The 1,871-nt window shown below is 63.8% G+C and carries 2 protein-coding genes; both read right to left on the reverse strand.

Annotated features, from left to right (window positions below; genetic code table 11):
* Positions 1-642 (reverse strand): isocitrate/isopropylmalate family dehydrogenase (locus tag EQG76_RS30420; RefSeq protein ID WP_235031638.1); only part of this gene is annotated, 642 nt, incomplete at its 3' end.
* A 58-nt stretch (positions 643-700) separates the two neighbouring features.
* A complete protein-coding gene (locus tag EQG76_RS30425; protein ID WP_235031639.1) occupies positions 701-1,675 on the reverse strand; it encodes a Bug family tripartite tricarboxylate transporter substrate binding protein in 975 nt (324 codons plus the stop codon).
* Between the last annotated feature and the right edge of the window lie 196 nt (positions 1,676-1,871).

The following is a 1,871-nucleotide window of genomic DNA, read 5'->3' on the forward strand; positions in this document are numbered from 1 at the left end:
TTCCTCGGCCACCTCCTGGCAGACCTTGCGGAAGAAGGCGTAGCTGCGCAGCACGTTGGCCTTGTCGCAGACCGTCACCCGCTTCCGGCCGTCCTTGGGTGCGCCGTTGCGCTGGCGTGCCAGCTCGAACGCCTTCCGGGCGATCCGTTCCACGCCCTTGCGGGTCATGACCAGCGTGTCGGTCGCAACCTCGTCCCTCAGATTGCTGCCGCTGCCGCGGCTGGCATAGAGTCCCTCGGTGTTCTCACGCAGGATCACGTAGTCGATGTCGCCCGGAGCTGCGTCTTTGAGAGGGGACGTCACACCAGGATGCAGACGGATTGGGCGGACATTGGCGTAGAGGTCCAAGCGGAAGCGGAGCTGCAGACCGAACTCGATCCCAGCCTCAGTGCCGTCTGGATAGACGACGCCAGGAATGCCCGCCGCACCGTGCAGGATCGCACCAGCCGCCTTGCAGGCCTGGAACGTCTCCTCCGGCAAGGCGGTGCCGCTTTTCTGGAAGTGCGCAGCGCCGGCGGGAAGCTCGACGAGGCTGAACACGCTTCTGCCGGCGGCAGCGCAGATCGTCTCGACGGCGGCCGCACACACTTCAGGGCCGATGCCGTCGCCAGGCACGACGGCGATCTCGTACGTCTTCGACACCAGTAGATCCTTTGGCAGGAAGGGGAATGCCCCGCATGAAGCGGGGCCGGTCGCGCAATTAGTTCATCGCCGCCTTGAGGTTGGCCTTGCGGATCACCTCGCCGTAGCGGTCGTATTCTTCGCGGTTGAAGGCCTCGAACTCTTCAGTGCTCATCACCTGGACCGTGCCGCCGAACTCCAGGATGCGCTGCCGGAAGGCCGGGTCTTCCAGCGCCGCCGCCAAGGTGGCATTGAGCTTGTCCACGATCGGCCTCGGCGTGCCGCCGGTCGTGTAGAGCGCGTACATCGTCTGCATCTCGACTTCCGGGTAGCCGGCCTCCCGGATCGTCGGCACGTCCGGCATGTCCGGCAGACGCTCCGGGCTTGTGACCGCAATCGGCTTCAGATTGCCCGCCTTGATCTGCGCCGCAGCAGCCGGAACGGTATCGAAGGTCATGTGGATGACCCCCGCAATGATGTCGATCTGAGTAGGCGCAGCACCAGGATAGGGCACGTGAACCGACTTCACGTCGGCGGCCATGTTGAACTGCTCGGCCAGGATGACGTGGGTCGTGCCGAAGCCCGACGAGCCGTATTTCACGCTTCCCGGGTTCTCCTTCATGTAGGCGACCAGATCAGCCACGCTGTCCACGCCCATGTCCTTGTTCACCACGAGCACGTTGGGCACGAGCGTGATGAGACCGACCGGCTGCAGGTCTTCCAGCGTGTCGTAGTCGAGGTCGAGCAGATGCGGCGCGATGGAGACAGGAGTACTGGCCGCGACAAACAGGGTGTGGCCATCCGGCTTGGCTTTGGCCGTTGCCGATGCACCGATCGTATTGGAGGCACCCGGACGGTTCTCCACCACCACCGATTCATCGAGCAGCTTTGAGAACTCCTGCGCCACCAAGCGTGCGATGGTGTCGCTGCCGCCACCTGGATTGGCACCCACCACGACCGTCACCGGCCCTTCCGGAAAGTCTTGTGCGACGGCAGGGCCAAAGGCGAGCGCCATCGCGGCGAGAGCGCCCAGCGCTCTCCAGCCTAGCTGCATCAACGAGGTGACTCCCTGAGTTCGAACAGCCGGCTTCGGTTGACCGGCATAGCCATATCAACTGACATTTCAGATGATGTGTCAATACGGCTTCGGGTCGTGCAGGCTTCCTCCGCAGACGCGGCATCAGTTTGGCGGCGGCGCTCCAGAATGCAGAACCGCCTCATGTCTCCCTAAGAGCCTGTTTGAGAATGGG

Origin of the sequence: Geminicoccus flavidas (genome assembly GCF_009806515.1) — a bacterium.
Lineage (GTDB): Bacteria > Pseudomonadota > Alphaproteobacteria > Geminicoccales > Geminicoccaceae > Geminicoccus > Geminicoccus flavidus.

Bases quoted from the DNA above. Each gene is read 5' to 3' on its own strand.
- EQG76_RS30425 (WP_235031639.1), bottom strand. From the start codon at position 1,675: ATGCAGCTAGGCTGGAGAGCGCTGGGCGCTCTCGCCGCGATGGCGCTC.